This window comes from Lacrimispora indolis DSM 755 (genome assembly GCF_000526995.1).
Lineage (GTDB): Bacteria > Bacillota > Clostridia > Lachnospirales > Lachnospiraceae > Lacrimispora > Lacrimispora indolis.
This window is the reverse complement of the sequence record NZ_AZUI01000001.1, coordinates 1,313,482-1,339,813: the sequence shown is the minus strand read 5'-3', so window position 1 is coordinate 1,339,813 and position 26,332 is coordinate 1,313,482. Positions and strand designations below refer to the sequence as shown.

The window sequence follows — 26,332 nt, the reverse complement described above, 5'->3', positions numbered from 1 at the left end:
GCCTGCAAGATATGTTACTTGAATGAAACGATGGTTACTCCGGAATCCCCTTCGCCAAAGGCGCCCAGCCGGAATTCCTTTACATATTTTAATTTCTTTAAATGCTTGTGAACCGCATTTTTTAGGGCTCCCGTTCCGCGCCCGTGTACCACACGAACCTGGGGAAGGTGGGCCAGATAGGCATCGTCTAAATATTTGTCCAGTTGGGGAATGGCTTCATCAGTGGTCATGCCGATCAGGTTGATTTCCGGTGAGATGGAAAAGGACTTGGACATACGGGTAGAACTGCTTCCGCTTCCCGTTTTCCTTGAACCGTTTCCGGAAGGGGTGGAAACCGACTCCTCGTGGAGCAGCTCTAAATCCGAAAGGTTGACCAGGGAACGGAGAATTCCCATCTGCACATATAAATCACCCTTGGCATTAGGCAGGGAGCTGACGGTCCCGTTTAAGTTCATGCTTAAGACCTTGACGCCGTCTCCCAGCTTCAGCTTTTTGGGATCGATCTGCTTGCCGGGCTGTTTTTTTTCATTTTTCAGGGAAAGGGTGGAATCCACATCCTGAAGCTTGTTTCTTAATTTGCTTCGCTGGGCTTCCAGTTCCTTGCTCACGCCTGAGTCTGCGGCCAGCTTGTTGATGCTTCTTATGGTCTGGTCTGCGGTGTCCTTGGCATCCCGCAGGATCCTTTGTGCTTCCTCTTTGGCCTCCCGTATCATATGATCCCGGCGTTCGTCAAGACGTTCTTCCTTCTGGGTCAGACGGGCTTTTAGCTGCTCCACCTCCAGTTTATAGGAAGCGATCTGGATCCGTTCCTTTTCAATGGTGACCCGGTTTTCTTCTAAGTGGGTCAAAAGGTCCTCAAAGGTTTCATCCTTTGCTTCCAGATGGTTTTTTGCATCTTCAATGATATAATCCGGAAGTCCCAGCTTTTTAGAAATGGCAAAGGCGTTGCTCTTTCCGGGTACGCCGATTAAAAGGCGGTAAGTAGGCTTAAGGGTCTCCACGTTAAACTCGCAGCAGGCATTTTCTACGCCTGGAGTTGTAAGGGCAAATACCTTTAACTCACTGTAATGGGTGGTTGCCATGGAGCGGCATTTCATGTTGTGAAGGAATGACAGGATGGAGATGGCAAGAGCCGCTCCTTCCGTAGGGTCGGTTCCTGCTCCAAGCTCGTCAAATAAGCAGAGGGAATTGCTGTCTGCCTGTTCTAAGATATGGACGATGTTGGTCATGTGGGCAGAAAAGGTGCTTAAGCTCTGCTCAATGCTCTGTTCATCTCCAATATCTGCAAACACCTCGTCAAACACCGCCAGCTCAGAGCCGTCAAATGCCGGAATATGAAGGCCGGACTGTCCCATGAGGGTAAATAAGCCTACTGTCTTTAAAGAGACAGTCTTTCCTCCCGTATTAGGGCCGGTTACAATCAAAAGGTCAAAGTCCCGGCCAAGATGAATGCTGATGGGGACTACCTTGGAAGGATCTAAAAGGGGATGGCGTCCATCCTTGATGTTGATGATCCTGTTTGTGTTAAATATTGGTTCGCTGGCGTTGTAATGCCTGGATAAGGCTGCCTTTGCGAAAATAAAATCCAGTTTTGTCAGGATTTCAAAGTCTGTTTCCAGCTCCTCAAGATAAGGAGCCAGCTGGTTGCTTAGATCCGCAAGGATCATCTCGATCTCTTTTTGTTCCTGGATTTCCAGGGCCCGGAGATCGTTATTAAGCTTTACGATTGCCATTGGTTCAATAAATAGGGTGGAGCCTGTAGAGGACTGGTCGTGAACCATGCCGGATACCTGGGATTTGTGTTCGGATTTCACCGGGAGGCAGTAACGTCCATCCCTCATAGTGATCACCGCTTCCTGAAGATAGGTCCGGTTGGAATTTAATATGGAGTTTAACTGGGTGTGAATCTTGTCGTTAATGGATCGCATGGAGCGTCTTACATGATGAAGCCCCGGGCTGGCGTCATCGCTCACTTCCTCTTCGGAGAGGATGCAGCGTTTGATTTCCGTGTTGACCGGGGTAAGCGGTTCCAGCATCCGGAAGAATTCCTCCAGAGAGTCTTCCGGCAGTTCCGAGTCTTCATGACGGCCGTATGCTTTTACCCGGGCTGAGGAGGTAAGAAGGGAGCTGATGGAAAGAATCTCCACGATCCCCAGGGCGCTTCCTACGTCCAGGCGCTTTAAGGAAGGCCGGATGTCTTTGATGCCTCCAAAGGAGATGCTGCCTTTCTGACGGACTCTTGTGGCTGCATCGGTGGTTTCCTTCTGAGCCCTTACGATCTCATGATAGTCCGTTGAAGGGACCAGATTCTTACACAGCTCCTTGCCGGAATCGCAGGACGCGAACTGGGTAAGCTGTGCGATGATTTTATGATATTCTAAAGTTTTTAATGCTTTCTGATTCATATGTTATACCTTGTTTATTCTGCTTTCTTTACACTGTGGTCCGGTGATGATGGTATCTGTTACAGTATAGCATATATGGGACGAAAACTGCAATCCTCAGGTTGCTTTTCCTGCCAGTCATATTTTACTTAGTATGATTCATTTGTTATTCAAATATCAGCAGGAGCGGGCATTGCTTTATAAATCCGGACGGAACAACGTTGTGTATTTAGTATAACATCAGACAGTATTTTATGTATAGGTGCACAAATCCATATAAAAGGTTTTTGGTCTTTCATGAGCCGGTAATGCAGAAATCTTGAAAGATCATTGGGCTGAGGGGCCAAAGTTCTCATGTTTTTCTTGCATAAAGGGACGAAGGACCTTATAATAGTATTTAGGTCTTCTGCAAAGGAGGGTTAGTATGCCGGAAAATAACGGGCCAGGCGATAGAAAGACGGAGCCACGTCGGTTTATCAATGAAAAGATAGTGAGACAGCCCATGTCAAAAAGGGATATGCTTAAAAGGGCTTTGGGCCTTTTTGCGACTGCGGTTATTTTCGGAATCGTTGCAGCTGTTACATTTGCCGTATCCCGGCCTGTCGCTGAAAGATTTTTTGAAAAGGAATCCACCAGTGAAAGTGTTCCTGTGACCATACCAAAGGATGACCCTGAAACGGTGCCTGCTGAGGCTGAGACCGGGTCTACGGCGGCTGAGACGGAACCTATTGAAGATATTCTAAAGTCCGCCATGGAGAAATATCCATTTTCAGTGGATGATTTAAATACCCTGTATGGAAGCCTTCGGTCTTTGGTCCAAAAGTCGGACAAAGGGATCGTGACGGTCCATTCCGTAAAGACCCAGACAGACTGGTTTAATAACTCTGTGGAAAATTCCAGCTTGTTTTCCGGAGTGATCATCGCTTCTGCAAATCAGGAGCTTCTTGTGCTGACCCCGGATGGGGCAGTGGAGGATGCAGAGGCTATCCGTGTGGCGTTTTCCGATGGGACAGAGGTTCAGGGAACCGTCAAGCAGACCGACAAGCTTTCCGGAATGGCAATCGTAAGCGTTTCTACGGCTGACTTAGGAAGGGCTTTGCTGGAGGAAGTCAAGGCCATTGAGCTGGGGAATTCCTATTCCGTGAAACAGGGGGATCTGGTTGTGGCCGTTGGCGGCCCTGCCGGCATGGTTCATTCTGTTGGTTATGGATTTATATCGTATATAACGAAAAACGTGCAGGTTACGGATGGAGTAACCCGCATCCTGTATTCCGATGTGAAAGGAAATGCCAGTACAGGCACTTTTCTCATGAATACAGCCGGTCAGATCATCGGCTGGGTGACTGATGATCATAAGAATGACGGAAGCAAGGATATGACGGCAGCCATGGCCATATCCGACTATAAGAGCATTCTGGGAAAGATGAGCAATGGCGGGGCATTCCCGTACTTTGGGATCAAGGGACAGGAAGTGAGCGCTGTCATGAACAGCACTGGGCTGCCTCTCGGAGTGTATGTAGTTGACGTAAATGCAGACAGCCCTGCCTACAATGCCGGGATCCAGTGCGGCGATATTATAAGGACCATGGGAGATGAAACCATTGTTACCATGAAGGACTTCCAGGCAGTCCTTGAAAATACCAACCCTGGAGATGTGATTCCTGTGAGTGTTTCCCGCAATGGAAGGGAAGAATATAAAGAGATACAGTATCAGGTAACCATTGGAGCCAGGTGATCTTCCTGGCTTCCTTGTTGCCTGAGGTTGGGTTGAAAGAAAACGGTCTTTTAACCTTGAGTTTATAAAGCAAGGGGATATGCCTGCATATCCAGCCGCTTTGTTAGTGTTCAGAATGTGGAGGAAAAGGATGAGGTATGTAGAATCATTCCGTGAAGGAATGCATGTTTCAGATGTGTATTTATGCAAAAATAAGCAGATTGCCCTTACAAAGTCAGGAAAAGAATATGGGAGCCTGATTCTTCAGGACAAGACCGGAACAGTGGATGCCAAAATTTGGGATCTTGGTTCTCCGGGAATCGGTAATTTTGAAACTCTGGATTATGTATACATAGATGCAGATGTGACCGTTTTCCAGAATTCCAACCAGCTGAATATCAAACGGGTACGTAAGGCAGAAGATGGGGAATTCGTCCCCGGAGATTACCTCCCTGTTTCCGCCAAGGATATCGGGCTTATGTATGAGGAGTTTTTAGGCTTTATCAGAACGGTCAAGAGTCCTCATTTAAAAAAGCTTTTGGAAAGCTTTTTTGTGGAGGATGCCGCGTTTGCCAAGGCATTTCAGTTCCATTCTGCGGCAAAAAGCGTTCATCACGGCTTTGTAGGCGGGCTTTTGGAGCATACCTTAAGCGTGGTGAAGCTGTGTGACTATTATGCCGGCTATTACCCTCTTATTAACCGGGATTTACTCATAGCTGCTGCTATGTTCCATGATATCGGAAAGACCAGGGAACTTTCCACGTTTCCGGAAAATGATTATACCGACGACGGCCAGCTTTTAGGCCACATCATCATTGGAACGGAAATGGTAGGAGAGAGGATCCGGGCGATCCCCGGTTTTCCGGAAAAGACGGCCTCTGAGCTGAAGCACTGCATTCTGGCCCATCATGGGGAGCTGGAATACGGCTCTCCCAAGAAACCTGCTTTGATCGAAGCCCTGGCCTTAAATTTCGCAGATAATACGGATGCCAAGATGGAGACCATGATCGAGGTGTTAAAGGGAGCGGGAGACAACAACGGCTGGCTGGGATATAACCGGCTGATGGAGAGCAATATACGGAAGACAACGGAATAATATTTAAATGAGATTAATACAGCATACAAATGGCAGTGATAAGGCGCATCAGGATTACGGGAATCCTGATGCGCTTTTTGGGTTTGTAAAAAGGCGTTATAAAAAGGATACGTAAATTTTAGAATTTCTTTCGTTTTCTCTGGCCCTCCATTTAAGATTGCTTTCGTATCCTTTAAATGAAGTAAAAAGAAAGAAAATGTGGTATCATAAATGGGATGTTATAGTCAGTAACTATATAATTTGTCAGACAGCACCCTATGGGTATACCTTTAGGCCCGGCAGCGCGGAGCGGACTTTGCCAGGTAAAGCAGAGCGGGCTCTGACAAAAACGGGCAGGAATGGGAGAAGGAGAGATAGCATGGAAGCAAACCACATCTTATTGGTAGAGGATGATAAAGAGATCAGGCAGGGGATCGAAATATATTTAAGAAGTCAGGGGTACGAAGTGTTTCAGGCGGCAGATGGCGTGGAAGGCCTTAAGGTTTTAGAGAGGGAAGAGATCCATCTGGCCATTGTAGATGTAATGATGCCCCGGATGGATGGCATTACCATGACCGTGAAATTAAGAGAAAACCATGATTTTCCTGTGATCATTCTGTCGGCAAAGTCTGAGGAAGTGGATAAGATCATGGGGCTTAATATCGGTGCGGACGATTATGTAGCAAAGCCCTTTACACCTATGGAACTGCTGGCAAGAGTAAATTCCCAGCTCAGGCGTTATAAAAAATATATGGATGTGCTGGAAGAAAAGGAGCAGAAAGAGAAAAGCAATGTTTATTCCATCGGAGGGCTGGAGCTTAATGAGGATACGGTGGAGGTTACCGTGGATGAAAAGCCGGTGAAGCTGACCCCCATTGAGTTTAAAATACTTGCCCTTCTCATGAAAAATCCGGGAAGAGTGTTCTCTGCGGAAGAGATTTATGAGCGGGTCTGGAATGAACGTGCCATTAACACGGATACGATCATGGTTCATGTAAGGAAGATCCGGGAAAAGATCGAGATCAACCCAAAAGAACCCAAATATTTAAAGGTGGTGTGGGGAGTTGGATATAAAATTGAGAAACAAGCATAGGCTCAGCGTTGTCCTGGCGGTGATCGTGGTTTTACTGGCATCTGCTGTCATGGTAGGACTTTATCCGTTTTTTAAAAATGAGTCGGCCAGATACGAGGAGCCTGTTTATGGGCAGGATGAATTTCTTCGGCATCTGGTGACCAGCAATTACGTGCTTTCTCTGGAGCAGGCCCAGTATGAGCAAGGCAGTGTCATTTCTCCTTTCCAGTTTTATTTCCCTCAGGCTGAGGAGGAATTAAAGAACCCCATGGCTGCGCCGGCAGGGGAGGGAGAGACGGAGACAGCGGTAAGTGAGAATATCACCGCAGAGGTTGCGGAAGAATCTTACGATTTGACCGGCGGGCAGGAGCGGTATGAGTATTTAAAAGAGCTGCGAAGGAACTGCATCAGGGAATATGAATCCTGGAGCCGGTATTTTGGAGGTATGAAAAGTTTCCTGGATTATCAGGTCCTTGATAAGGACGGAAGAGTTTTGAACGATCATGCAGGAGGCCGGTCCATTGCAGGGAGCAATGAATATACCTTTAAGGCGGTGCTCCATTATGATGATCTGGGGCGCATGAAGGTGGAAGCTGTAAGCGGAGAAAATGCTGTCAGGCTTTTAAATACGCTGGAGACCCTGGGTGGAAAAGATCCTATGAGTGACTGCTATTGGGATCAGTATCTCTATGAAACGGATCTAAAGCTGAAAAGCCCGAGAAATGTCACCTTTGCGTATGGAATGAGGCCTCAGCAGATCGCCTCATATGAAGAGGAGAGAGAAACGGTCTGGAACTCTTATAATTACTCCGGCAGCGTTTCCAGAATATTTATCGGCCTGATCTGTGCTGTGGCTATCGCCGCCTTTATCTTCGCCTGTTTTGACCCGACTCTTCCGGAGGCCAGCAGACTTTTAAGAGCACCTTTGGAGATCATTGCAGGAGTGGGCTGCGGGGCCGTACTTTTTGGAATGGGGCTTACAAATCTTGTGGCAGTGACAAACAGGGGGGATTTGTATGACGCCCTTATGCGGGCCAACTTCCTGCCTCTTGTTGCCAGGGTCATGGTAAGGTTCTGGAACCTGATGTGGTGGTCCATTCCATTTGCCATCGTCTATTGGGCGGTTTTATGCATGCGTGATGTGATACGCATCGGCTTTAAGCGTTACTTTCATGAACGGACTTTGTGCGGCTGGTTCTGGGAATGGGTGAAAAACCTTTGCCATAAGGTTTATACATTTGTAGGGAATATCAACTTGCAGGAACGGTCGGACCGGACTATTTTCCGGATCGTTGGAGTGAATTTTATTATCCTGGCCATTCTTTGCAGTTTGTGGTTTTTTGGGATCGGTGCCCTGATCCTTTATTCCATAGCCCTGTTTATAGTGATGAGAAAATATTACAGGGAATTAACTGAAAAGTACAGCATTCTTTTAAGGGCCACAAACCAGATCGCAGAGGGAAATTTAGAGGTTGACATTGAAGAGGATTTAAGCGTGTTTGAGCCGTTTAAGAAGGAGATACAAAAGATACAAAGGGGGTTTAAGGTGGCGGTAGGTGAGGAAGTGAAAAGCCAGAAGCTGAAGACGGACTTAATCAGCAATATGTCCCATGATCTGAAAACGCCTTTAACAGCGATTATAACTTATGTAAACTTATTAAGAGATGACCATGTTACGCCGGAGCAGAGAAAGGCTTATATTGATATACTGGAACAAAAGTCCATGCGATTGAAATCGCTGATTGAGGACTTGTTTGAAATCAGCAAAGCCAACAGCAACAATGTTACCCTGAATCTGGAGGATGTGGATATTGTCAGCCTGTTAAAGGAGGTCAGCCTGGAGCTGAGCGATAAAATAGAGGAGTCCACCATTGATTTCCGGTGGAATCTGCCCGATGAAAAGATCGTTCTTCCTTTAGACAGTCAGAAAACCTACCGCATATTTGATAATTTATTGACAAATATCATTAAGTACGCCATGCCTTATACAAGAGCTTACATTGACATGAAGAAGGAAGGAGGCTATGTGGTCACTACCTTGAAGAATGTTTCGGCTGCTGAACTTACCTTTAACCCGGATGAAATAACGGAAAGATTTGTCAGGGGAGACCAGTCCAGAAATACGGAAGGGTCCGGCCTTGGGATGGCCATTGCAAAAAGCTTTGTGGAGCTGCAGAATGGACGTCTGCAAATAGAGGTGGAGGCGGATTTGTTCCGGGTGATCATCCGGTGGCCGATTCCTGAGGATTGATGTTTATGGATATAAAAGAATGGAAACCGGTTTGAAACTCCTTGAAAACGGGGAGGGAAGTGTTTATACTATAGATAAGCATCAGCCCATGGGCAAACGGGTGTTGGGAATGGGATTAAGTCCCTGGGAAATACTCTTATGTCCTGTTGAGAGGGGCGGAGCCTGCAAGGTGAAATAAGCTGGTTCTGCTTGGAACGCATGGGCGGGAAATCAGGAAAGTGAGGGCTACGGTTATGATAATACAGAGCAGACGGGTCTGGATTGCAGGGCAGTTTATCCCGGCACAGCTGGAAGTGGAAGATGGAAAGATCAAGGTAGTGCGTGCCTATGATGAGATGGCGGCAGACAAGGATTATGGCGATGACAGGATCGTTCCTGGGTTTATTGATATTCATACCCATGGGGCGTATGGATATGATACCAATGACGGGGAACCGGAAGGACTTCGGAATTGGATGAGACGGATACCGGAAGAGGGAGTGACTTCTATTCTTCCTACTACAGTGACTCAGATGCCGGAAGTGCTGACCAAGGCGGTTGCCAATGTGGCGGCTGTGGCGGAAGGCGGATACGAAGGGGCTGAGATCCTGGGAATCCATTTTGAAGGGCCTTATCTGGATATGAGGTATAAGGGAGCCCAGCCGCCGGAGGCAATCGCTACTGCCTCTGTTGAGCAGTTTAAAGAGTATCAGGAAGCGGCTAAGGGAATGATTAAATATATCACACTTGCGCCGGAGCATGATGAGGGCTTCACTCTGACAAGGTATTGTAAGGATACCGGAGTGGTGGTCAGCATGGGCCACTCGTCTGCTACCTATGAGCAGGCGCTTATGGGGATTGCCAATGGAGCGACTTCCATGACTCATGTATATAATGGTATGACGGCTTATCATCACAGGGATCCGGGTTTGGTAGGCGCTGCGTTTAGGGTGAGGGATATTTATGGCGAGATCATTTGTGATGGGTGCCATTCTCATTTGGCGGCGCTTAATAATTATTATGCGATTAAGGGAAGGGATCATGCGATTATGATTACGGATTCTCTTTGTCCAAAGCATTGCCCTGTTGGTATGGATTTTCAGCTGGGCGGGCATAGCATTGAGATTAGGGAGAATGGCCTGGCTTATTTAAAGGGGACGAATACGATTTCCGGAAGCACGCTGAGAGCGAATAAGGGGTTGAAGATTTTGGTTGAGGATGCTATGGTGCCTTTTGATTCGGCTTTGAATTCCTGTACTATTAATCCGGCCAGGTGTCTTGGTGTGGATGACAGGAAGGGGAGACTGGTTGCCGGGTGTGATGCGGATATGGTTGTTCTTCGGGATGACTATGAAGTGGTTCAGACTTATTGTAGAGGTAGGGCGATGTTGTAGTAAGAGGGAAAAAGGATTGGTTTAAGGGTAAGTTCATTATTCGGCACTCTGCCTTCATCCATCATCACCTCTTAATCGTTGTTATTGCAAGAAAGGGCATCCGGTACAACTGGCGGATGCCCTTCCTTGCTGCATACTCTAAATTGCTTATAATGATTTTTAATATTATCACCTGGTCCTTTAAAATGTTTTCTTCACATCTCCTCAGGAAATGCCTCCTGCAAAGGCAGCAGCACTGTAACGGTGGTATCGCCGACTTTGCTTTCAATGCACAGACCGTACTCCATACCATAGCATAACCGCAGTTTATTATGGACGTTGATGATCCCGATATGGGCATCTTCGTCCATTTCTGTTTCCATTTGGATAGGGGATTCCATCTGCTGACGCAGAGACTCCAGCAAATTGGGCTGGATGCCCACACCATCATCGTGGATCTTCAGGTAAAGCTGATCGTATTCGATCTGCGCGGTGATAGTGATCGTACCTTCATAACCGTTGGGAGCAAGACCGTGAAAGACAGCATTTTCCACGAGCGGCTGCAGGGTCAGCTTGGCGATGCGGTGAACACCAAAAGACGGATCAACATCGATCATATACTGCACTCTGTCCTGGAACCGGACCCGCAGCATATTGAGATATAGGTCTGTGATGAACAGTTCCCGTTCCAGCGGCACCTGGGTCTCTCCTTTAATGGAGTACCGGAAGATGGTGGCCATACTGGTACAGATATCAGCGATGTCCCGCATGTCTCTGGTTAATGCAATTCCACGCATACATTGCAGCATATTGTAGAGGAAATGTGGATTGATCTGACTCTGGTAAGCATACAGCTGTGTTTTCTTTTTCAGCAGATCTGCCTGATACAGCCGTTCCAGATTTTCTGTCATACGCTGATTCAGGCCATGTACCATATCCAGCATTTGATTGATGTAGGTGGCGATGGAGCCGATCTCGTTTTCAGGGATATTTTTCAGACGGGCTGTGGTATCCTGCTGGTTCAACAGGCAGATCTCCCGATTCATTTGCATGATGGATTTCAGAAAAAGCCGATGGACGATCCAGGCCAGATAAATAAATAACAGGACCATGATGATGATGGAAATCACGATGTGTTTCAGGAAAAAACTGGACTCATCATCTGTGCCGATCCCGGAGGCGGTACAGCGCAGTTCCAACCCGGTGCCGGGAATTCTTTGCGTATAGACGCGGCCCTTTGGATATGAATGGCTGTTTTTCAGTAAAATCTGTCCGGTGTCTGCAGAAACAAGCTCAGCTTGCATATCGTCTGTACTCTGGAGGATGGTTTGCAGTTGTTTGGTGCTGCACAAAATGGAGATAACGCCTACCTGTTTTCCATAGTGAGCGGCCATGTTGGTGGCAAAGACAGGGGCTGAATACAGCAAGTAGGAAGTTTTATTTGTATCCTGCTCAAAGATTGTAAATGTTGCGGGCTGATGACTGGTGTAATGCTGCCCGGCATATTCTTTGACATATTGTTCCACTACCTGGGACAGGTAACCTTTCAGACTGTAGGTGGTTCCATTCATATCTGTCAACAGGACATCCATTGCATCGGGATTGTATCTTTGTGCCATCATGATGATAGTGTTGATACGCACAGGATTGATGGCCAGTTCCCCTGCTGCCATCGACTGGACCTCATGACTGTAGGTGAATGTCTGGGCGGCGTTCACCAGATTGCCAAGCATCAGTGAGATGTTCTGTGTCATAGTGATGGAGGTATTTTCACCATAGGTATCCAACTTTTGCTGGTTGTGGCTGTTGAGCCAGTCCAACACGAACAATTGATAGATCATGATGATCATCACCGGAATCAGGATGGCGATGACGAACATACTGGAAAGCCGTTTTCTCATATTGATCACTCCCGGGGCAGTGTCTGCGACTGCAGCTGTTGACGGTACTCTCGCGGCGATAGTCCGCAATGCTTTTTGAAGACTTTGGAAAAATAGAAGGCATCGGAAAAACCTACCTGTCGGGCGACATCCTCCACCTTGACGCCGGGTTGTGCCAAAGCAGACCGGGCACGGTCGATACGCAGATCAGTCAGATACTGGGAAAACGTGGTTCCCACTGATTGAGAAAACAGACTGCAGCAATAGTTGGGGTTCAGCGAGAAGCGTTTAGCCAGTCCCTCCAGGGTCATTTTTTCGTTGTAATGAACGCGCATATAGGCCAACAGTTCCTCAAAAGCGGTAGGCGGGGCAGCCATCTCGAGCGGCAGCTTACCGGCGTGGCCGTATGTGGCATCCAGTTTCTTTTTCAAATCAATCAGGAGACTTTTGACTTCCAATGTGTCTGTGGGCTTCAGGCAATAGCCGAATACGCCCTGGCGGATCGCCCGCTTGGCGTATGCAAAGTCATTGTATCCACTCATGATAATTACTTCACAAGCTAGTCCTTTCTGGCGCAGGTACTCGATCAGTTCCAGACCGCCCAGATTTGGCATACAGATATCCGTCACTACCAGATGCGGAGGTGATTCCATAAGCGCCTGCATCGCCTTTCTGGAATCTAAGTATGTACCGGTAACATGAAATCCCAATTCCTCAAACGGAAATGTTTTTTGTATATCGACGATGGACCAAGGTTCGTCATCGATAATCACAGCATCGTAGACCATTCTTTGCCCTCCTTAACCATTCTTCATCCGTTCAAAACATGGAAAATTCTCAGATAATCGATATATTTTGGTCATTTTTCCTTAATACAGTACATGTACGAAAATTTATTTGTGCATTATAATTAAAACATAATCATTATAGCAAATAAGCAGAAGCATTACAAGCAACTTTGCAGATGGTAACTTGTGCCAGTTTTTGTTTGAAGGTGTGGACAGTGGCTGGCGGTGTGAAGCGATTTAAAAAAAAGGAGGAGAAGATTATGAAGAGAGTAATGTCTATTCTGTTAGCGGCAGCTTTGGCAGCCGGTTTGACTGCATGCGGCTCAAGTGCATCAGACGGCACAGCCACGACAGCGGCTCCGGGCGGATCAACGGAGGCTCAGACAACAGGAGGTGCAGGCGGAGAGAAAGTCACACTAACTTTTTCCACCTCTGTTTATGTGGAAGAGCCGCACCGGGCGGCGATTGACAAATTGATCAGCAGATATACTGAGCTGAATCCCAATGTCACAGTCGAGATCTTTGGTGCCGGATGGGCGGACTACTGGAATAACTTGACAACAGAGGTGTTGGCTGGAAATGAAGCAGACATCATTCAGGTATATCCGGAAAATATTGCAAGCTACAACAGCCTTCTTGCGGACGGTGTCTGCGTGGATCTGGCGCCTTACATAAGCGCGTCAGGTATTACAGCAGATCAGCTGTCCGGGCAGGAATTCTGCACAATCGATGGTAAAACACTGGCACTTGCCAACTATGCCTGGGGAACAACCGGTATCTTCTACCGCAAGAGCATGCTGGAAGAGAAAGGGATCGATCCTGAGAGCATCAAAACCCAGGAAGATTTCCTGGAAGCCTGCAAAGTGTTTGCAGAAGATGGAAAATATGGAATGGGTGTGGTGGTCAGTTCCCACAGTTTTGTGGTCGGTGAATGGTGCCGCATGCTGGCACGTCCGGTATCAGGCGGACTTTATTTCCTGGATGGTGAGGCTGGCCCCTTCACAGCAGAACGTGTCAATGTCAATTCACCGGAAAATGTATGGGCAGCCCAGTGGTGGCAGCATTTTCTGATGGATGAAAAGGGAGGAAAACCTGTTCCTGATAAAAAGGATTCCCGTGAATTGTTCTGGAATAAGGAAGTGCCGTTCAACTATGACGGACCGTGGTTCGTCGGTATGACCCGCGAGCGTGATGACGCACTGATGGATGACATCGGACTGATCCCTTCTTTTGATGTGGTCTATGAAGGAAAAACCTATAAACCCAATCCAACCAACTATCCGCTGGTTACAATGCTGAGTAAAAACTGTAATAACCCGGAAGAGGCTTGGAAATTCATGGAATGGATGGCAAGTGATGAGGCACAGGCACTGGTTGCTGATTGTGGCATGATCCCCAGCAACAAAGCTTATGCGTCTACACCGGAATATATCGCCGGTCATGAGCTGGAACAGAAATTCCTTACGTTTGCCCAGGAGAACTACGCGGATCTGGTCAGTGATCCGGCGATACCGCAACAGCAGGAACTGAGCCAGGTGATGATCGATGCTACACAGGCGATGTTCTCAGAACAACGGGCTGATGCAAAAACAACATTGGATGATGCAGCCAAACAGATCAAGGAGATTATGAATAAATAATCAGACAATAAAAATACGAATCAGCCGCAAACTGATGACGGCTGATTCGTTGAAAGAGAAAGCATTTTGTCCGTATGGAAGTGGAATGACAGTAGAATGGAGGTATCTATGAAACAAAGCGGAGCACAAAAGAAAGACCAAGCGGGGGAACGATGGGGAGCTGCCTTGTTTCTGGCGCCACTGATCATCATCCTGGCTGTGTTTCTCGCACTACCGATCGTGAGGGCTGCAGTTATGAGCGTGCAGTATTGGTATATGAGCAAACCTTCACCCGATGGCAATTACTTTGTCGGACTTAAAAATTATCAGGCAGTGTTTCAAGACAGCCATTTTTTCAATTCAGTGAAGGTGACACTCCTTTATATCGTGGTAACGGTTTTTGTACGGTATCTGTTGGGATTCGGGGTGGCTTTGCTTGTGAACGAGCGGTTTCGGGGCAGGGCGGCGGCTCGATCTATCCTCATCATTCCGTGGGCGATTCCGGAAGTGGTTGCCTGTCTGATCTGGGTGTTGATGTATGACAAGGATTATGGGATTGTCAATTATCTGTTTTCCAATCTGGGGCTTATCCAGGAAAATGTGGGCTGGCTGCAAAATCCCACGGCCGCGTTGCCGGCGGCTATGGCTGTGAATATATGGAAGGGGTTTCCATTTGTGGCGATCATGCTTTTGGCCGGACTCCAGAGTATACCAGGGGAACAGTATGAGTCGGCTGCAATCGACGGTGCCAATGGCTGGCAGAAACTGATGGCTATTACGATTCCGGGGATTAAGCCGGTTGCCAAAGTTGTGTTTCTTCTGCTGATTATTTGGTCGATCAAAGACTATGCCATCGCCTACTGTCTGGCAAAGGGCGGGCCGTCCAGGGCGACAGAGCTTCTTACAATCTTTATACAGCAGACGGCTTTCCAGTATTTTGACTTCGGGAAAGCGGCTGCGGCAGGGATGATCATGTTGGTATTTTCCATTCTGTTTACAGTGTTTTATTTCCGGGTTGTGGACAGGAAGGAGGAAGCGGTATGAAAAAACCATTGCTCTACAGAATCATGGTGATCGTCCTGGTTATTCTTATGCTTGTATTTGTACTTTTTCCGGTATTCTGGATGCTTTCGACTTCATTTAAGGCAGCTGGAGAAGTCTACTCCAATCCGCCGGGATATATACCAAAGGAGCCCAATCTCCGGGGCTATGTGAAGCTGCTTACTGAAAAATCCAACAGTTTCAATTTTCTGATATGGGCAAAGAATAGTTTCATTGTGGCATTGTGCACCACGTTGTTTTCTATGGCGATCGCCGCCTTGGGCGGGTTCGGACTTTCCCGGTTTCGTTTTCGGGGACGGAAGGGGATCATGTACACAATCCTGATGACACAGGTACTGCCGGGGAGTTTGCTCATTGTCCCGTTATATACAATCATGTCCAGCCTCAAGCTGTTAGATACCACGCTGGGACTGGTGGTGGCAAATGTAACATTTGCGGTTCCATTTTGCACATGGACAATGAAAGGTTTTTTTGACAGCATCCCTGCATCCCTGGATGAGGCGGCCAGGGTGGATGGTGCCGGGCGCTGGGTGACCTTTATGCATATCGTTCTTCCGTTGACGGTGCCCGGACTGGTGGCTACGTGTATTTTCTCTTTTATTACAGGCTGGAATGAGTATTTATTTGCCAGTATTTTTATGCGTACATACAGTAAGTGGACACTGCCGGTTGGCATTTCCAGTTTTCAGGGGCAGTATGGCACTGACTGGCCGACGATTATGGCGGGTGCTTTCATGATTACAATACCAGTGGTGTTTGTATTCCTGGTGCTACAGAAATACCTTGTTTCAGGTATGACTGCGGGAGCGGTCAAGCAGTAGGGCTATGAAATGGATGCGGGGAAGAAAATATTTAACTGAATCAAGCAGCGAAGAGGATTGGGAATATCCGCTTGACTAAAATGAAAGGTAGGAATCAGAATGGAAAAGGTAAAAATGGGAATTATCGGCGCCGGTGTATGGGGGGAAACACATGCTTCGATCTATCGTGAACACCCCAATGCTGAACCGGTTGCCGTCTGCGATAAAGACGAAGCCAGAGCAAAAGCACTGGCTGCAAAGCTGGGGATTACACAGGTTTATACAGATTATCATGAAATGGCAGCAAAGAGCGATTGTGACGCGGTAGCAGTGGTTACGCCGGATTTTCTTCATGCGGATATCGCAGTTTGCATGGCAGATGCCGGAAAACATATGTTGATTGAGAAGCCGCTGGCAACCACAAGAGAAGATATAGCGCGTATATGCGAAGCGGTGGAAAGGAACGGTGTGCGCTGCATGGTCGACCTGCATAACCGATGGAGTGCGGCGTTTAATGTGGCGAAGCAGAAGATCGACGACGGAACAATCGGTGAACCCTGGACAGCCTATATTCGTCACAGCGACATCAAATGGGTGGCCACAGACATGCTCAAATGGGCAGCGGATTCCTCGATTCTCTGGTTCCTGGGCAGTCACAGCCTGGACGCATTGCGTTGGTTTTTTAATGACGAAGTGAAACAGGTATATTCTGTGAAACGAGTGGGGATCTTGAAGGAACTGGGGGTGGATACGGCGGATGTGTATCTGACGACTGTGATCTTTCAGAATGGCGGGATCGCCCATATGGAAAATGGCTGGGTAACACCGAATGGCAATGGAAATGTTAATGATTTTAAGTGTAGTGTGATGGGGACGAAAGGACAGGTAAATATTAATGCCTCCAATCACAACCTGATTCAAATCGCTACGGATGAATGCATGCAGATCCCTGATGTTATGGTAACTAATATGGTATTTGACAAGTGTAAGGGACTTTCTTATGAGAGTATACGCGACTTTGTGGATCGGCTGGTGGATGGGAAGGAGTTTCGTGTAACGCTGGAGGATGCGCGTCGCATTGCACTGGCAATTATTGCTATTCATGAGTCGGCGGATACGGGGGGGATTGTGGATGTCGTGTATTAAGGAAATAATTGGGCTTGATTGTGTGGAACGCTGGTCCGCAGTGCTCAAGCTCGAATCCGCTGCGCTACTTCTCGCTTGACGGGCTGTCGCCCTATGTCCATAAAATCAAAAGAGCTCATAAGAATGCTGGCATTCTTATGAGCTCTTCCGCTTTTGTGGACGCACTGCTTGTAGCTTTACAATATCCGTACATTCTTCAATGCTCCGGTTTTTGAAAACTCGGTCCATTCGCATACGTTTACAGCATGATCCCCAATGCGTTCTAAATATTTTGCTACCATCAGCAAATCAATGCACTGGTCAATATGCTCGTTAGAGTGTTTTAGTAAATCTACTACATCATTTTTTACCTTATCAAATAATTCGTCAACCACATCGTCCTGCTTCTCGATTTTCTTTGCGGTTTCTAAATCCTGATTGATGAAGGCCTCAATGGAGCTGCGGACCATTTCTCTTGCTGCGGCGGCCATAGATGGGATGTGGCGGACGACGTGGTATACGTGTTCGCCTTTGATGCGCAGGATGAGTTCGGCAATGTCGGAAGCGTGGTCGCCGATTCGCTCTAAGTCTGTAACCACTTTTAAGGCGCTGGAAACGACTCTTAAATCTCCGGCAACAGGCTGCTGGCGCAGGATGATGGAGAGGCAGCGGGCTTCGATGGAACGTTCTAAGTCGTTGATGGTACGGTCTCCTTTTATGATATCCTCTGCCTTTTCAAAGTCCTGATCTTCGAATGCCACAAAACACTGTTCAATGGAGGTTTCAACCATACGCCCCATTTCCTTTATGTCGTGGTTTAAGAGGTCTAATTCGTGTTCGTAATTAACTCGCGTTGTCATTTTTTGTTCTCCTTCTTTGTTCTATCATTCAAGTACGCCAGAGGCGTACTTGCTGCGAGTGGTACGTCAGCCTTGCTGACATCATACATCTGTGCCGCTCTGCAATTCGCCAAAGGCTTTATCTTCTTTCAAGATAAAGCGGATCAGCCGAAGCGGCCTGTGATATAGTCTTCGGTTCTTTTGTCTTTGGGAGATGTGAACAGCTCAGTTGTGGAAGCGTATTCCACTACTTCTCCCACAAGGAAAAAGGCGGTATAATCGGCGATTCGGGTTGCCTGCTGCATGTTATGGGTGACGATGGCAACCGTGTATTTCTCTTTCAGCTCATCCATCAGGTCTTCGATTTTTAGGGTGGAGATCGGGTCTAAGGCTGAGGTGGGTTCATCCATAAGCAGTATCTCCGGCTCAACAGCCAGGGCGCGGGCAATACAAAGGCGCTGCTGCTGGCCGCCGGAAAGGCCAAGAGCAGACTTTTTTAGGCGGCCGGATACCTCATCCCAGAGAGCGGCTCCTTTCAGGCTTTTTTCCACAATGGAGTCCAGTTCGGATTTATTCTTGATTCCATGGATTCTTGGGCCATAAGCCACATTGTCATAAATGCTCATTGGAAATGGGTTTGGCTGTTGGAATACCATGCCGATTTTTTTTCGCAGAAGAGTGGTGTCTACCCTGGGATCGTAAATATTCTCCCCGTCTAAAAGAACTTCTCCTTCTATTTTTACGCTTGGAACCAGGTCATTCATTCGATTTAATGTTTTTAAGTAAGTGGATTTTCCACATCCGGAAGGCCCGATAAAGGCCGTAATTTTATTTGTATAAAGATCCAGGTTTACATCCTTTAAGGCATGGTTGGTCCCATAATATAGATTTAAATTGCTGGTTGAGATTTTAACTGTATTGGTATTCACGATTCTTTAACCTCCGTATTGAATTTATGAGACAGAAATTTTGCAAGTCCGTTTATTGCCAGTACAATGACCAGAAGGACAACGGCAATTCCGAAGGCCTGATCGTATTTAGCCTTTTGCATGCATAGGTAAAGCTGAATCGTCAGGGTGCCGCCTGATTCAAATATTTTTCCGAAAAAGTCCCTGGGAAGAAGATAACCGCTTCCTGCCGTAAAGAGAAGGGCAGCGGATTCTCCCACGATACGGCCGATGGCCAGGATGATTCCGGTCACAATGCCGGGCATGGCGCTTGGAAGCAGGATGGTCCGGATCATATACCATTTGGTTGCACCAATGCCCAAAGCGCCGGAGCGGTAGCTTTCCGGTACAGTCTTTAAGGCTTCCTGTGTGGTCCTGGTGATGAGAGGAAGGACCATGATGGACAAGGTCAATGCACCGGTGAGAATGGAATAACCAAGGCCCAGGGTGATCCCGAAAAATACATAGCCAAATAAGCCGAAGATGATGGAAGGGATACCTGATAAGGTCTCTGTGGTGAACTCGATGATGCGGACCACTTTTCCGCCTTTTGCATATTCATTTAGATAAATGGCTGCACCAACTCCTAAAGGAGTGGCGATCAATAAGGTAATGGCCACAACATATAAAGTGTTTACAATATTTCCCAGGATGCCAAAGGTTCCCCTGATGGTACTTGGCACGCTGGTTAAGAATTCTACGTTGATCTGGGAAATGCCCCGGACAAAGACATAGCCCATGATACCGATTAAAACCAGAATGGAGATGGAAGCGCATAAGTAAATGAGAACCGTTAAGACAGAATCAGAGATCCGGTTTTTCCGGTTATAAATGCTGTGTGCTGCAGCAGAATTTTTTTGAACAGGGATGATAATATCATTTGTCATGACGTTCCTCTCCTTTCTTTAACAGATTATTAAGGGTAATGTTAATGAGCATGATAAATGCAAACAGGACAAGGCCAATGGTAAAAAGCACCTGTTTGTGAAGCCCGGCGGAATAAGACATTTCCGAAACAATGGCCGTTGTCAGGAAGCGGACTGAGTTAAAAGGAAGCGGAAGATTTACTGCGCTTCCCGACACCAGGCTGATGGCCATTGCCTCGCCAATTGCCCGCCCTGTTCCAAGGACGATTGCGGTGATGATACCGGATTTTGCCGCCGGCAGAACCGCATTGAAAATGGTCTGGATCTTGGTGGCACCAAGGGCCAGGGAAGCGCTTCTTAAGTGCTGCGGCACAGCCCGTAGGGCCGTTTCGCTGATATTGATAACAGTGGGAAGAATCATTAAGGACAGCACTAAAACAGCAGAAATTAAATTGGCACCTCCCGTAAACTGATGGGTGGAAGAGCCTGCAAATATTTTTAATTCCAGCTTATACATGATAGGATTTAAAATCAGGATACCAAGCAAACCATAAATAACAGAAGGGATGCCGGCTAACAGCTCCACTGCCGGACGCACGATATTGGTAAGCCTTTCAGGGGCCACTTCCGCCAGGAAAACAGCAGTCATGACGCCAATGGGAACGCCGATTAAAATCGCCATGGCTGTTCCCATGATGGAGGTCAGGATAACATAAAGGATGCCAAAGCTTGGAGAAGCGGCTTCCGGCTTCCAGATGGTTCCGAACAGTATATCCAGGATACCCACCTTAAATAAAGCCGGAGTGCCGCTTATGATCATGTACAGAGTGATGGAGGCCACTGCCAGAACAGCAAAGAAGCCGCAGACAGTAAAGATAACCTCTGCAGCATGTTCTACCCCTGATTTACTTCCGTGGCCGCTAAATATGGAATAAGACTTTGGACGCATATAACAGCTCCTTTCAAAAACGGGGACGTAGCATGATTCTCTGGCCGCGTCCCCTGTAAATATTATCGCTATGCAGTATGAGAAGAGTTCCTTTTCAACTAGTTTGCCGGGATTAAACCAACAGATTTTACTAACTCGGTTCCGTCACCGGAATAGATATAGTCAAACAATGCTTTCACCAGATCGCTCTGCTCGGAAATCTCTCCCTTGGTTGCCATAACAAATGGACGGCTTAAGAAATAGGAACCGGCTTTGATGTTTTCCGGAGTAGGCTCTATGCCCTCCAGCTTTAAGGTACTAACGGTGTCATCAAGAACGTCCAGAGAAACATAACCGATGGAGCCTGGAGTGGAAGCGACCTTTGCCATAACGGCACCGGTGCTGTCCAGTTCGTTGCTGTATTTGCAGGCATCTTCCAGCTTTAACAGCTCTTCAAAAGCGCTTCTTGTACCGGAACCGGACTCACGTCCAATGACAACGATGGGCTGATCTGCTCCGCCTAAGTCTTTCCAGTTGGTGGTTGTACCATTGTAAACGTTGATCAGCTGATCTTTGGTTAAATCTTCAACAGTATTGGCAGGATCAGAGACAACTGCAATGCCGTCAATTGCAACGATGTTTTCAGTAACACCTTTTGCTATTTCTTCCTCTTTTAAGTTACGGGAAGAATTGCCGATATCAGCGGAGCCATTGGTCACTGCTTCGATTCCTGCGCCGGATCCAACGAATTCGGCCTGTACGGTAACATTCGGATATTTTTCCATAAAAACTTCACTTAAAGCGGTTGCGAACTTCTCCATAGAAGTAGAACCAACCATGCTGATAGATCCTTTTAAGTCGGCAGAGGCCTCTTCTTTGGCAGCCGTGGTTCCTGCAGAGGTGGTCTCAGTGGAAGCGCCAGCCGCAGTTGTAGTACTAGGAGCCTGTGTCTCTGCATTATTGCTGCTGCCGCAGCCAGCTAAAGTTCCCATAGTAAGAACTGCCAATCCAGCTAATGCAAGTGCTTTAACAATATTTTTTTTCATAAATTACTTTCTCCTCTTTTCTTTTTAAATTGCTTTCGCTTACATCATGGAGTATATCAGCCTAAAAACTTTTCTGATATCATGTTTTAGTATAGAAAATGTAAAGGTTGTGTAAAGCATGCCCGCACTCATTTTTTCCTCTATTAGTATTCGCTGAATGGGAGAATGAAATTCTTTTATTTCCTTCAGAAGGCGGTGAGAAAGGAAAAAAGACTGGAATAATTACAAAAAACAGACTTTTCTGTGGAAAAATTAACGGAATGGACTGGACAGAACAGTAAGAAATATGGTAAATTGTAACGTGCGCTTATTTTATAGTAGAAATATAAAAAATCATTCCGTAAATTAAGAACGGATACAAAGGATACAAGACAGGAGGGCGTTTTCATGGGAGCATATCAACTGAAAATCACGATCAAAGGCAGCAAGCCGCCGATTTGGAGAAGGGTTCTGGTACCGGAAGGAATAACCTTTGGAAAGCTTCACCAAACGATTCAGACAGCATTTTGCTGGTCCGACGAAAACCTGTATGAATTTGAATTCCGTTCTGAAGGGGTAAGGGTAGTTCCGGATAAGGAGAACTTGTCCCAGAAATTTCAATATCTTTTAAGTGATGAAAAGATCGACAGCCTGGTATCAGGTACCGGCAAGTTTACATATATATATGGCCCTGATAAGAACTGGGAGCTTGCCATTCAGATGGAAGATAAGGTCGAGGATTATCAGGGAAACTGGGGACAGGTTGTTAAATTCAAAGGAGATACAGTTCCGGAATCCTGCAAAAGCATGGCCGGGTATTATGAACTTTTGGAGTCAGGCTCCAAGGAACTGAAAGAATATGATATGTCCGAGGTCAATAAACGCCTGGGTCAGGAAGTAAAATCTGCTTCGGAAGGGGTCCTTATCGCCGATGTTTTCGACTGTTATGATAAAAACAGCATCCTTGAGATTGCAAAAAGGCACAGCATGGGCGGACTTTCTAAATTAAAAAAGGAAGAACTGGCAGAACGGACCATCACCCATATCCTGGATCATAATGTCATGGGTCGTTATTTTCTATGTGCCCGCAATTCAGAAATAAAATTATTTGAGCAAGTGGCGGAAGGTGATTTTCAGGTACCGTCTTTTGAAGCGGAAGAAATGGATTTTCTTTATGCAGGCGGTTATGTTACCGCAGGGCCTGACAGTCAATTTATGGTTGCAAAAGAGGTAATAAAGGCATATAAAGAGGTGAATACTCCGGGATTTAAGGAAGATCGTGAGCGCCTCAGTAAGATCGGAGACTATCTCCGGGCGGCAAACGCCCTGTATGCTGTTACGCCGACGTCGGTTCTTTTGGAAACATTTAATAAATATGAAGATAAAAAGCTTACGGTGGAGGAACTGCTCCATGCCTATGAGCTTCTTCATCCATACCGTCCTGTGGTCATTTATGTTGATGGAAGCTTTGTGGATGGAACGCTGGCAGGGCAGAATGGCATGGAAGGCTTACAGCGGATGCAGAAAAAAGTTCCTTATTATATCCCTGCCCAGCAGGAAATCCGTTTCATGGCAGACAATGGGGGCTTTTTAATGACTCAGGAATTAAGCCGGCTGAGCAAATTCCTGACAGATGAAATGAACGTTCCGGATGAGGTAATTCCATATATGCTGCGACAGGTGCAGGCGAAACTCAGTATGGGCGGACAGCTTCAGGAGGTCGTGGATGGCATAGAGGCCTCCGGGATTATGTTTGAATCCGCAGAGCAAATAGAACAGCTTACAGGTATTATCACAGATGTATGGAATCATACCAGGATGGTGTTAAACAGAGGCCATAAGCCATATGAAATGGTGATGAAGGGCTTGGAGGCTGTATCTGTTCAGCGCAAGAGCCCTCCGAAAATTTATCCAAACGATCCTTGTTCTTGCGGGAGCGGGAAAAAATATAAGAAATGTTGTGGTAAAAGAAACTAGGTATAGTAAGAAATGCTGTGGTAAAAAAAATTAGATATGTTAATCTGGGTTCTGTCTTTTTCTAAGGACAGAACCCGTTTTAATTATCTTGAATATTTTGAAAATCTAGTTTTTCTAGAAAAATAAAATAATTCAAAAAAATTGTTGACTTTTGTCGATGCCTTTGGTAAGATATAACTCGCCGCTGAAAACGGCGGCAAATTTTCTTCTAAAAACACATCGATGATCGATGAAAAAGCTTTTAAGAAAATGAAAAAAATGGTTGACAAAAACAGACAGCCATGATATCCTATAAAAGTTGCTGCTGCGACAGTAACAAACAAAATGCACTTTGAAAACAGAAGATTGAACAGTATGTAAAACCCTGAAAATTCTAATAAAACAAGCCATTGTTTGATGGCTTTGAATGAGAAAATTCAGAACGAATACAAGCAATTGTATACGAACCAAACAACAAGTAAAACGGGAAAAAAATTAGCTAGTTAGTTGATTTTGACCCCGGATTGAACCGAATGGCAGGTCCAGGCGGTATGCTCATGAAGCTTTGCTTCATTCGCTACCATTTGCTTCGCAAATGTTCGTTGATTTCCCCCAAATCCCTTATGGAAGTAAACTTCCAACGGGCTTTTGTGCAAATCACCGACCGCTTTCAAAGACTATCTGCTTAAATTTGAGAGTTCGATCCTGGCTCAGGATGAACGCTGGCGGCGTGCTTAACACATGCAAGTCGAGCGAAGCGATTTAAATGAAGTTTTCGGATGGAATTTAAATTGACTGAGCGGCGGACGGGTGAGTAACGCGTGGGTAACCTGCCTCATACAGGGGGATAACAGTTGGAAACGACTGCTAATACCGCATAAGCACACAGTGCCGCATGGTACGGTGTGAAAAACTCCGGTGGTATGAGATGGACCCGCGTCTGATTAGGTAGTTGGTGAGGTAACGGCTCACCAAGCCGACGATCAGTAGCCGACCTGAGAGGGTGACCGGCCACATTGGGACTGAGACACGGCCCAAACTCCTACGGGAGGCAGCAGTGGGGAATATTGGACAATGGGGGAAACCCTGATCCAGCGACGCCGCGTGAGTGAAGAAGTGTTTCGGCATGTAAAGCTCTATCAGCAGGGAAGAAAATGACGGTACCTGACTAAGAAGCCCCGGCTAACTACGTGCCAGCAGCCGCGGTAATACGTAGGGGGCAAGCGTTATCCGGATTTACTGGGTGTAAAGGGAGCGTAGACGGCGATGCAAGTCTGGAGTGAAAGCCCGGGGCTCAACCCCGGGACTGCTTTGGAAACTGTGTTGCTAGAGTGCAGGAGAGGTAAGTGGAATTCCTAGTGTAGCGGTGAAATGCGTAGATATTAGGAGGAACACCAGTGGCGAAGGCGGCTTACTGGACTGTAACTGACGTTGAGGCTCGAAAGCGTGGGGAGCAAACAGGATTAGATACCCTGGTAGTCCACGCCGTAAACGATGAATACTAGGTGTTGGGGAGCAAAGCTCTTCGGTGCCGCCGCTAACGCAATAAGTATTCCACCTGGGGAGTACGTTCGCAAGAATGAAACTCAAAGGAATTGACGGGGACCCGCACAAGCGGTGGAGCATGTGGTTTAATTCGAAGCAACGCGAAGAACCTTACCAAGTCTTGACATCGGAATGACCGGTCCGTAACGGGGCCTTCCCTTCGGGGCATTCCAGACAGGTGGTGCATGGTTGTCGTCAGCTCGTGTCGTGAGATGTTGGGTTAAGTCCCGCAACGAGCGCAACCCTTATCCTTAGTAGCCAGCAAGTCAAGTTGGGCACTCTGGGGAGACTGCCAGGGATAACCTGGAGGAAGGTGGGGATGACGTCAAATCATCATGCCCCTTATGATTTGGGCTACACACGTGCTACAATGGCGTAAACAAAGGGAAGCAAAGGAGTGATCTGGAGCAAACCCCAAAAATAACGTCTCAGTTCGGATTGTAGTCTGCAACTCGACTACATGAAGCTGGAATCGCTAGTAATCGCGGATCAGAATGCCGCGGTGAATACGTTCCCGGGTCTTGTACACACCGCCCGTCACACCATGGGAGTTGGTAACGCCCGAAGTCAGTGACCCAACCGCAAGGAGGGAGCTGCCGAAGGCGGGACTGATAACTGGGGTGAAGTCGTAACAAGGTAGCCGTATCGGAAGGTGCGGCTGGATCACCTCCTTTCTAAGGAAGAAGAAGTAAGGGTTTTATATACTGTTGAGTCTTTGGTTTTCAAAAGAAGTAAAAAAGAATAATAAGGAAACACTAAGAAAGACGTAAAATTTCTGGTGCCGATGCGCTTAGGGGAGACACCCGTTCCCATCCCGAACACGATGGTTAAGACTTAAGCGGCCGATGGTACTATGCTGGAGACGGCATGGGAGAGCAGGTGGGTGCCAGATTCCTTTAAAAAAATCACTTGAAAGAGTGTTTTATATAGAACGGACACGTTCCAATGGGCGGAGGGAAAAGCGAAGCCTGTGTTAAAGAATGTGTTAACCTGATTCAGCAGGGCAGTGCTGTTTTATATAGCTGGTTTTTACCAGTGATCCGTGAGTTTGAGTTGATCAAGCTTTCGAATGACTGATAAACTTCAGTCACAGTGATGCAGTTA

General features: G+C 46.9%; 19 protein-coding genes and 2 rRNA genes. 13 read left to right on the top strand and 8 right to left on the bottom strand.

Annotated features, from left to right (window positions below; translation table 11 throughout):
• Positions 1–14: 14 nt before the first annotated feature.
• Positions 15–2,405 (bottom strand): endonuclease MutS2, encoded by a 2,391-nt coding sequence (locus K401_RS0106400; protein WP_024292173.1) that lies wholly within the window; start codon positions 2,403–2,405, stop codon positions 15–17.
• Between the two features lie 403 nt (positions 2,406–2,808).
• Between K401_RS0106400 and K401_RS0106395 the strand changes: the two genes are divergently transcribed.
• The 6 genes from K401_RS0106395 to nagA all read left to right on the top strand — a co-directional run bounded on the left by K401_RS0106395 (position 2,809) and on the right by nagA (position 9,869).
• Positions 2,809–4,119, top strand: a complete 1,311-nt coding sequence (locus tag K401_RS0106395; protein ID WP_024292172.1) for a S1C family serine protease — start codon at positions 2,809–2,811, stop codon at positions 4,117–4,119.
• Between the two features lie 130 nt (positions 4,120–4,249).
• Positions 4,250–5,194, top strand: coding sequence for a 3'-5' exoribonuclease YhaM family protein (locus K401_RS0106390; RefSeq protein ID WP_024292171.1), 945 nt, complete (start codon positions 4,250–4,252; stop codon positions 5,192–5,194).
• A 358-nt stretch (positions 5,195–5,552) separates the two neighbouring features.
• Positions 5,553–6,266, top strand: a complete 714-nt coding sequence (locus K401_RS0106380) for a response regulator transcription factor (protein ID WP_024292170.1) — start codon at positions 5,553–5,555, stop codon at positions 6,264–6,266.
• The gene (locus tag K401_RS0106375) at positions 6,238–8,496 is read left to right on the top strand and encodes a sensor histidine kinase (RefSeq protein WP_024292169.1); all 2,259 of its coding nucleotides are present in this window, start codon (positions 6,238–6,240) and stop codon (positions 8,494–8,496) included. The genes K401_RS0106380 and K401_RS0106375 overlap by 29 nt, the downstream gene beginning before the upstream one ends.
• A 19-nt stretch (positions 8,497–8,515) precedes the next feature.
• Positions 8,516–8,674: a hypothetical protein gene (locus K401_RS32750; RefSeq protein WP_156882213.1), complete on the top strand. Its 159-nt coding sequence runs from the start codon at positions 8,516–8,518 to the stop codon at positions 8,672–8,674.
• Between the two features lie 55 nt (positions 8,675–8,729).
• Positions 8,730–9,869 (top strand): N-acetylglucosamine-6-phosphate deacetylase, encoded by a 1,140-nt coding sequence (gene nagA / locus K401_RS0106365; protein ID WP_024292168.1) that lies wholly within the window; start codon positions 8,730–8,732, stop codon positions 9,867–9,869.
• Between the two features lie 194 nt (positions 9,870–10,063).
• On the opposite strand, the gene K401_RS0106360 is transcribed toward nagA, so the two are convergent.
• Positions 10,064–11,749 (bottom strand): sensor histidine kinase, encoded by a 1,686-nt coding sequence (locus tag K401_RS0106360; RefSeq protein WP_024292167.1) that lies wholly within the window; start codon positions 11,747–11,749, stop codon positions 10,064–10,066.
• A 5-nt stretch (positions 11,750–11,754) separates the two neighbouring features.
• On the bottom strand, positions 11,755–12,516 hold the full coding sequence (locus K401_RS0106355; RefSeq protein ID WP_024292166.1) for a response regulator transcription factor: 762 nt from the start codon (positions 12,514–12,516) through the stop codon (positions 11,755–11,757).
• 260 nt (positions 12,517–12,776) lie between these two features.
• Here K401_RS0106355 and K401_RS0106350 point away from each other — a divergent pair, with 260 nt between their 5' ends.
• The 4 genes from K401_RS0106350 to K401_RS0106335 all read left to right on the top strand — a co-directional run bounded on the left by K401_RS0106350 (position 12,777) and on the right by K401_RS0106335 (position 17,143).
• On the top strand, positions 12,777–14,156 hold the full coding sequence (locus tag K401_RS0106350) for an ABC transporter substrate-binding protein (protein WP_024292165.1): 1,380 nt from the start codon (positions 12,777–12,779) through the stop codon (positions 14,154–14,156).
• 108 nt (positions 14,157–14,264) lie between these two features.
• Complete coding sequence (locus tag K401_RS0106345) at positions 14,265–15,179, top strand: carbohydrate ABC transporter permease (RefSeq protein WP_024292164.1); 915 nt, start codon at positions 14,265–14,267, stop codon at positions 15,177–15,179.
• The gene (locus K401_RS0106340) at positions 15,176–16,018 is read left to right on the top strand and encodes a carbohydrate ABC transporter permease (RefSeq protein ID WP_024292163.1); all 843 of its coding nucleotides are present in this window, start codon (positions 15,176–15,178) and stop codon (positions 16,016–16,018) included. The genes K401_RS0106345 and K401_RS0106340 overlap by 4 nt, the downstream gene beginning before the upstream one ends.
• 99 nt (positions 16,019–16,117) lie before the next feature.
• On the top strand, positions 16,118–17,143 hold the full coding sequence (locus K401_RS0106335) for a Gfo/Idh/MocA family protein (protein WP_242842296.1): 1,026 nt from the start codon (positions 16,118–16,120) through the stop codon (positions 17,141–17,143).
• Positions 17,144–17,319: 176 nt separating this feature from the next.
• Here K401_RS0106335 and phoU read toward each other — a convergent pair whose 3' ends face one another.
• The 5 genes from phoU to K401_RS0106310 all read right to left on the bottom strand — a co-directional run bounded on the left by phoU (position 17,320) and on the right by K401_RS0106310 (position 21,748).
• Positions 17,320–17,982 (bottom strand): phosphate signaling complex protein PhoU, encoded by a 663-nt coding sequence (gene phoU, locus K401_RS0106330; protein ID WP_024292161.1) that lies wholly within the window; start codon positions 17,980–17,982, stop codon positions 17,320–17,322.
• A 143-nt stretch (positions 17,983–18,125) separates the two neighbouring features.
• On the bottom strand, positions 18,126–18,890 hold the full coding sequence (gene pstB / locus K401_RS0106325; protein ID WP_024292160.1) for a phosphate ABC transporter ATP-binding protein PstB: 765 nt from the start codon (positions 18,888–18,890) through the stop codon (positions 18,126–18,128).
• On the bottom strand, positions 18,887–19,795 hold the full coding sequence (pstA, locus tag K401_RS0106320) for a phosphate ABC transporter permease PstA (RefSeq protein WP_024292159.1): 909 nt from the start codon (positions 19,793–19,795) through the stop codon (positions 18,887–18,889). Before pstA ends, pstB begins: the two co-directional genes overlap by 4 nt.
• Positions 19,785–20,723, bottom strand: coding sequence for a phosphate ABC transporter permease subunit PstC (pstC, locus tag K401_RS0106315; protein ID WP_024292158.1), 939 nt, complete (start codon positions 20,721–20,723; stop codon positions 19,785–19,787). Before pstC ends, pstA begins: the two co-directional genes overlap by 11 nt.
• Before the next feature lie 98 nt (positions 20,724–20,821).
• Complete coding sequence (locus tag K401_RS0106310) at positions 20,822–21,748, bottom strand: phosphate ABC transporter substrate-binding protein (RefSeq protein WP_024292157.1); 927 nt, start codon at positions 21,746–21,748, stop codon at positions 20,822–20,824.
• 387 nt (positions 21,749–22,135) lie between these two features.
• Between K401_RS0106310 and K401_RS0106300 the strand changes: the two genes are divergently transcribed.
• The 3 genes from K401_RS0106300 to rrf all read left to right on the top strand — a co-directional run bounded on the left by K401_RS0106300 (position 22,136) and on the right by rrf (position 26,120).
• Positions 22,136–23,704, top strand: a complete 1,569-nt coding sequence (locus tag K401_RS0106300; RefSeq protein WP_024292156.1) for a plasmid pRiA4b ORF-3 family protein — start codon at positions 22,136–22,138, stop codon at positions 23,702–23,704.
• Between the two features lie 666 nt (positions 23,705–24,370).
• Positions 24,371–25,902 (top strand): 16S ribosomal RNA (locus K401_RS0106290).
• Positions 25,903–26,002: 100 nt separating this feature from the next.
• Positions 26,003–26,120, top strand: a 5S ribosomal RNA gene (gene rrf / locus K401_RS0106285).
• Positions 26,121–26,332 lie beyond the last annotated feature (212 nt).